This is a genomic window from Vibrio litoralis DSM 17657, assembly GCF_000426765.1.
Classification (GTDB): Bacteria; Pseudomonadota; Gammaproteobacteria; order Enterobacterales; family Vibrionaceae; genus Vibrio; species Vibrio litoralis.
Window position 1 is genome coordinate 1 of sequence record NZ_AUFZ01000013.1, and the last position, 6989, is coordinate 6989.

Genomic DNA, 6989 nt, shown 5'->3' on the forward strand with positions numbered 1-6989 from the left:
AGTTGAATGTCGCCAGTTACGTCAGTTGTACGGAAGTAGAACTGTGGACGGTAACCTTTGAAGAATGGAGTATGACGACCACCTTCATCTTTCGAAAGTACGTATACTTCTGATTCGAAAGTTGTGTGTGGGTTGATTGAACCTTTCGCTGCCAATACTTGACCACGTTCAACGTCATCACGCTTAGTACCACGTAGAAGTGCACCAACGTTCTCACCCGCACGACCTTCGTCAAGCAGCTTACGGAACATTTCAACACCAGTACAAGTAGTAAGAGTAGTATCTTTGATACCAACGATTTCTACTTCGTCACCTACGCGTAGGATACCGCGCTCGATACGACCTGTTACAACAGTACCACGACCTTGGATTGAGAATACATCTTCAATTGGTAGTAGGAACGGTTGGTCTACAGCACGCTCTGGTTCTGGGATGTAGTTGTCTAGTGCTTCTGCAAGCTCAACAATTTTATCTTCCCATTGTTTTTCGCCGTTTAGAGCGCCTAGAGCTGAACCTTGGATTACTGGTAAATCATCACCTGGGTAATCATATTCAGAAAGAAGTTCACGAACTTCCATTTCAACTAGCTCAAGAAGCTCTTCATCATCAACCATGTCACATTTGTTCATGAATACGATGATGTAAGGAATACCAACCTGGCGACCAAGTAGGATGTGCTCACGTGTTTGTGGCATTGGGCCGTCAGTTGCAGCAACAACTAGGATACCGCCGTCCATTTGCGCAGCACCAGTGATCATGTTTTTAACATAATCGGCGTGTCCTGGGCAGTCTACGTGTGCGTAGTGACGTGATGGAGTATCGTACTCTACGTGAGAAGTAGCGATTGTGATACCACGCTCGCGCTCTTCTGGAGCGTTATCGATAGATGCGAAGTCTTTAGCTACACCACCGTACACTTTTGCAAGTGTAGTACAGATAGCAGCAGTAAGAGTTGTTTTACCGTGGTCAACGTGGCCGATAGTACCAACGTTTACGTGCGGTTTCGTACGTTCAAATTTTTCTTTAGACATGGATAGTCCCTCTAGGTACGGATTTAGGTGGCTTGAATGACCACGTAACCAAAAAATAATAGTACTTTTTAGTAAAGTAAGTGTATCTCAATCGGAAAATATTGCTTAAAACTGGTGCTGATACCCAGACTCGAACTGGGGACCTCACCCTTACCAAGGGTGCGCTCTACCGGGCTGAGCTATATCAGCACTATATTGTTTTATAAAGTACAAAATTTGGAGCGTGCGGCGGGAATCGAACCCGCATCATCAGCTTGGAAGGCTGAGGTAATAGCCATTATACGACGCACGCACACGTGTAACTCTGAGCGCTATTTTCGCAATTTATTTACATTCATTTTGATTATAAAATAAATGTAAATATGGTGGAGGGGGACGGATTCGAACCATCGAAGGCGGAGCCGGCAGATTTACAGTCTGCTCCCTTTGGCCACTCGGGAACCCCTCCAAATTTTTTATTGCTTGCCGCCTCTTTATCTAAATAAAAAGAGATGGTGCCGACTACCGGAATCGAACTGGTGACCTACTGATTACAAGTCAGTTGCTCTACCTACTGAGCTAAGTCGGCGCAAGTGGAGCGAATTCTATTGAATGTTCCAAAAGCTTGCAAGGGTAAAATGCAAAAAACCATTATTTTCATTAATGGAATAAGAAATTGGGTATAAATAAGGCAAAAACTTGCTAATTTATTACTAAAGTCACTTAACGCTTATTTGAAATCAACGGCGCTTGGTGTATCTTCGCTCATCCTTTTTGGTTATTTTCGAGTCTTTCTATGAATCCGTACCTTTCATACAATCGAAGTCAGTGGTCTGAATTACGTAATTCTGTACCAATGACACTGACCCCTGAAGACTTGGAAGAACTACAAGGGATCAATGAAAGCCTGTCGATGGAAGAAGTGACAAAAATTTATTTACCACTATCTCGTCTACTCAATTTATATGTCGAAGCTCGCCAAAGCCGCAATCAAGTACTGCATCAATTCTTTAATAAACAAGAAAAATCGCCTCCCTTTATTATTGGTATTGCAGGAAGTGTCGCGGTTGGCAAAAGCACCACTGCAAGATTATTAACCGCCTTGTTATCTCGCTGGGAAAACCACCCTAAAGTCGAACTGATTACAACGGACGGTTTTTTACACCCTAATGAAACCTTGCTGAATAATAATTTGATGACTAAAAAGGGCTTCCCTGAGTCTTACGATACTAAGTCACTGGTTGAGTTTTTAAGTGATGTCAAAGCTTGTAAGCGAAACATTCAAGTACCTCTTTATTCACACATTACTTACGATATTACTGATGAAGTTAAGGTGGTAGATCAACCGGACGTGTTGATTATTGAGGGGTTAAATGTTCTACAAAGTGGTAGTGATTACCCAGAAAGCCCTTTCAAAGTATTTATCTCTGACTTTTTGGATTTTTCTATTTATGTTGATGCGGATACTCAACAGATAGAAGAATGGTATGTTTCTCGGTTTATGAAGTTGCGTAAAGGGGCATTCACCAAGCCCGGCTCGTACTTTAGTCATTACACCAAACTCACTGAGCAAGAATCGATCGATAAAGCTAAGAGTATTTGGAACTCTATTAATGGCATCAACTTACAGCAAAATATTCTACCGACCAAAGATCGAGCACAGCTAATATTACGCAAAGGTGCTGATCATATGGTAGAAGAGGTTCACCTAAGAAAATAGCACTAGTTGGTTGCGTCGATTAGTCTGCTTTTCTTAATGAAATCTCACCACCAACATAAGTTTCTAACCCTTGTTCGGTTTCCAGTAAAATACCGCCTTGCTGGTTGATACCTTTACCGATACCGTAAACTTCTTTGTTACCCATTAATAACTTGATGGGCTTATTTTTAAAATTATCCAATTCATTCCAGCGCTTCACAAACGAGGCCATGCCTTGCTCCTCATATTGTTCAAGCACCTGTTGCCAAGCTCTGATCAACTCTATTACCAGTTGATTTCTTGATGGCATATTATCATTGAACACTTGATTTAAATTGGCCCACGGCTGATCGATAGCATCGGTATCTGCCTTCATATTAATGTTCAGACCCATCCCTACTACCAGATGAGCAACACCACCTGTTTGTGCAGACATTTCGACCAAAATACCGGCTAGTTTTTTATCTTCGAAATAGAGATCATTGGGCCATTTTAATTTCAGGCCTGTCGCGCCTAAAGCTTCTAATGCATCAACAATCGCAACACCGATAGCAAGGCTTAACCCCATTGCTGCGGCGACTCCCGACTCCAACTGCCAATACATTGAAAAGTATAGGTTAGAACCAAAGGGAGATGCCCACTGACGCCCTCTTCTTCCTCTACCTTTAGCCTGATACTCCGCCACGCAAACCGCACCACTCGGTAAAGAATCGATACTGTCGAGAAGGTACTGATTGGTTGAGTCAATAACTGGAAATAGCTCAACGGGAACCGATGAGGCAGACTGGATAATGTCGTAATCTAATAAGTCTATAGATGAAGAAAGCTGATAGCCTTTTCCTTGAACTCGATAGATATCAATCCCCCACTCTTGGATCCCTTTGATATGTTTACTAATTGCCGCCCGTGAGATACCAAACAGCTCACCTAAATCTTCGCCTGAATGAAACTCACCATCCGACAATTGTTTGATAATACGTAGCTTAACGTCGTGTAATTTCGGTTTGCTATCTGTCATGGTGTACCAATTTAATTATTGAAAGCGATCTGCAAAGGTAATTTCTAAACGCGTCTCTTGGGTAGCATTAAAGAATCGCACTTCATGCTCCAATTCCACGCCATATTTATCCAGCACAGCATGTTTAACATACCAAGCAAGTTCAAGAACATCATTAGAGGTCGCATTATCGACATTTACAATAACCAGAGCTTGTTGCGGATGTACTTGCGCACCACCTATCTGGTGACCTTTCAAGCCGCAACGATCAATCAGCCAACCTGCCGCAATTTTAACTCCACCTTCAACTTCAAACCCGTTCAGATCAGGGTAAAGCGCTTGTAATTCTAAGTAATTCTCATGGCTAATCACTGGGTTTTTGAAAAAGCTGCCGGCATTACCCGTGACATTAGGATCTGGCAGTTTAGAGCGGCGAATATCACACACATGCTCAAATACTGCATGAGGCGTGGTAAGCAAATCTTTTTCTGATTTTAATGGGCCGTAGGTAAAATTAGGTTGCCACTTCAAAGGGAGCTTTAACCCAATAGAGGTGATGATAACTTTACCCAATAAGTCATTTTTAAATATCGAGTCTCGATAACCAAACAAACACTCTTGAGCACTTAAGCGAATAATATCGAATGACTCGAGATCTAAGTATTCAACATAATCACATATATCTTTAAATTCAACGCCATAAGCGCCAATGTTCTGTATAGGAGCACTACCGGCACAACCTGGAATTAAGGCTAAATTTTCTAAGCCAGGGATGCCTTGTTCTAATGTCCATTTCACTAAACTCGGCCAATCTTCACCGCCCGCGATAGTTAAATAAATAGAATCATCACGGGTAGTAACAGTTTTTCCCAGTAGTTTATTAATGACGACCACACCATGAAAAGGTTCGGTGAATAGCACATTACTGCCTTTGCCCAAGATCAACTTAGGTAAGTCTTGCCACTCAGGGCTGCGGTAAGCGGAAATTAAGTCATCTACCGTTGTCGCTTCCACAAGAGCATCACAAGGCACATCAATGCCAAAAGTATGGAAAGGTTTGAGGTTTACATTATTATTTACATTCATACGTTTGATTACCTAAGCGCGTGTCGTACTATTCTACCTTATACATTTAATAAACACAGTGCCTGTATGATTGAAGTTAATTTTCAACCGCTTGAAAGTATTAAAATACCGCTCATTAAGCCTATCTATAAAGCTTTCTACCCTTCGGCCAAACCGAAAAAAAATGAACAAATCGTCGTTGGTTACCATCAACAGAAAATTATTTGTATTGTCCGGTTTCGCCCCATTGAAAACTTTACGCTTCTCACTGGTATGTTAGTTATCCCAGACTACCGACAACAAGGTATCGCTAGCCAATTATTAGCATTTTGTCAGGCTCATTATTTATCCGAGAATAGTTTCTGCTTCGCCTACCAGCACCTTGAATCGCTATATCAATCGGCGGGGTTCTCTGTAGTGGAAGTCGAACAGCTTCCCAATTCACTGCAACAATTATTCATACGTTACACCAGTACCGGCAAAAAACTTCTACCAATGCGATATCTACCTACAGTTCTGACATAACTTCTTGTTCATATGTAGGAATAATGACGATTAATTTGGTAAAATAATAAGCCAAGACATTAGCAGCATATAAGGTTCATAAAAATATGATAGCTAGTAAGGAATTACTCGAACAGCTACCAACCATAGCTCAAGATCCAAACGCTTTTGAAGTGCTCTTTTCAGCACAACAATTCCGTGATCGGCTATTGTCTGAAATCAAACAAGCAACACAACGCATTTACCTTGTCGCCTTATATCTCGAAGATGACGACGCTGGCCGTCAAATTCTGACCGAACTCTATGAGGCAAAACAACGCAACCCTGAGCTTGATGTTACGGTGTGTGTTGACTGGCACCGAGCGCAACGCGGATTAATTGGTGCCGCTCAAAGCGAAGGTAATGCGGCTTTATATAAAGAATTTGCACAAAAGTACCAGCATCCAATTTCTATTTTAGGCGTGCCTGTTCGCGGGAAAGAAGTTTTTGGTGTATTACATCTCAAAGGCTTTATCATTGATGATACCGTTATATACAGCGGTGCGAGCCTAAATAATATCTACCTACACCATAGTGATAAATACCGTTTTGACCGCTACCATGTCATGGCAAATCCAGCGCTAGCTAATTGTATGGTGCAATATATTCAGCAAAATATTAGCAACAGTCCAGCGGTCAATTGTTTATCACAAGTAGCGAGGCCTGCAACTAAAACGTTAAAGCCAGTGATCAAACAATTTCGCGCTCTGCTTACTCAATCTCGATATGAGTTCACTCCAGAGATAATTAAACAAGGCGAAGTGGGTATCACACCATTAGTAGGAGTTGGTAAGCGTCGCAATAAACTAAATCTACATATTAATAATCTTCTAGCTTGCGCCGAAAAAGAAATCACGATCCTGACACCGTATTTCAACTTTCCTAAAAGTATCGCTAAAGAAGTAAAAAGAGCGATAAAACGAGGCGTTAAGGTGACCATCATTGTCGGAGATAAAACCGCCAACGATTTTTATATTCCGCCAGAAGAAGATTTTAAGACCATCGCTGGCCTACCTTACTTATACGAGCTCAACTTACGTCATTTTGCCCGTATCAATGAAGGCTATATCGCGAGTCGCCAACTATCGATTCACCTTTGGAAGCATGATAATAATAGCTTCCATCTAAAGGGAATGTGGATTGATAAAAAATACATGCTAATCACAGGCAATAACTTTAACCCTAGAGCCTGGAAATTAGATTTAGAGAATGGCTTGCTGATTAAAGATACCGAGCAATTACTTACCGAACAGTTTGAGAATGAACTCTCATCTATTCTCGAACATACCAATTTAATCGGCAGCTATAAGCAATTAGACACTCTTGAAGATTACCCTGAAGATGTACAAAAGCTCATACGTAAAATTAAAAGAGTCAAAGCAGACCGAATCTTAAAGCAAATCCTATAGACTTACCTATCTAGCCCAAGTTATCTACTTGGGCTTTTTTCATGATCAGATAAACACTACCTCACTCGAGACTCCCCTTAGCCATATCCTTTTTATTCACAATACAGTCATTTTAACGTGTTGATTAGCGTTCCATAAGAGTGAGTAAGAATCTTCTATAAGAGAATCAATTTTCACTTTCGACAAACGAAAAAAAAACCTGACTCTTTCGAATCAGGTTTCTTAAAATAAGTGGCGGAGTGGACGGGACTCGAACCCGCGACCCC

6 protein-coding genes and 4 tRNA genes are annotated in these 6989 nt (G+C 41.3%); 3 read left to right on the forward strand and 7 right to left on the reverse strand.

Annotated features, from left to right (window positions below):
* From tuf to K358_RS0103240, 5 genes are all read right to left on the reverse strand, one after another.
* A partial coding sequence (tuf, locus tag K358_RS0103220; protein ID WP_027695472.1) for an elongation factor Tu occupies window positions 1-1031 on the reverse strand: 1031 nt, incomplete at its 3' end.
* Between the two features lie 112 nt (window positions 1032-1143).
* Window positions 1144-1220: transfer RNA gene (locus K358_RS0103225), tRNA-Thr, on the reverse strand.
* Window positions 1221-1248: 28 nt separating this feature from the next.
* Window positions 1249-1323, reverse strand: a tRNA-Gly gene (locus K358_RS0103230).
* 71 nt (window positions 1324-1394) lie between these two features.
* Window positions 1395-1479: transfer RNA gene (locus tag K358_RS0103235), tRNA-Tyr, on the reverse strand.
* Window positions 1480-1523: 44 nt separating this feature from the next.
* Window positions 1524-1599: transfer RNA gene (locus K358_RS0103240), tRNA-Thr, on the reverse strand.
* A 207-nt stretch (window positions 1600-1806) separates the two neighbouring features.
* Between K358_RS0103240 and coaA the strand changes: the two genes are divergently transcribed.
* Window positions 1807-2730: a type I pantothenate kinase gene (coaA, locus tag K358_RS0103245; RefSeq protein WP_027695473.1), complete on the forward strand. Its 924-nt coding sequence runs from the start codon at window positions 1807-1809 to the stop codon at window positions 2728-2730.
* Window positions 2731-2749: 19 nt separating this feature from the next.
* Here the strand turns inward: coaA and birA are convergent, their stop codons facing one another.
* On the reverse strand, window positions 2750-3727 hold the full coding sequence (gene birA / locus K358_RS0103250; protein ID WP_027695474.1) for a bifunctional biotin--[acetyl-CoA-carboxylase] ligase/biotin operon repressor BirA: 978 nt from the start codon (window positions 3725-3727) through the stop codon (window positions 2750-2752).
* A gap of 15 nt (window positions 3728-3742) precedes the next feature.
* Window positions 3743-4792 carry a UDP-N-acetylmuramate dehydrogenase gene (murB, locus tag K358_RS0103255; RefSeq protein WP_027695475.1) on the reverse strand — a complete coding sequence of 350 codons (1050 nt, stop codon included), beginning with the start codon at window positions 4790-4792 and terminating at the stop codon, window positions 3743-3745.
* A gap of 66 nt (window positions 4793-4858) precedes the next feature.
* Here murB and K358_RS0103260 point away from each other — a divergent pair, with 66 nt between their 5' ends.
* A complete protein-coding gene (locus K358_RS0103260) occupies window positions 4859-5296 on the forward strand; it encodes a GNAT family N-acetyltransferase (protein ID WP_027695476.1) in 438 nt (145 codons plus the stop codon).
* Window positions 5297-5382: 86 nt separating this feature from the next.
* Window positions 5383-6723, forward strand: a complete 1341-nt coding sequence (gene pssA / locus K358_RS0103265) for a CDP-diacylglycerol--serine O-phosphatidyltransferase (RefSeq protein WP_027695477.1) — start codon at window positions 5383-5385, stop codon at window positions 6721-6723.
* Window positions 6724-6989: the final 266 nt, after the last annotated feature.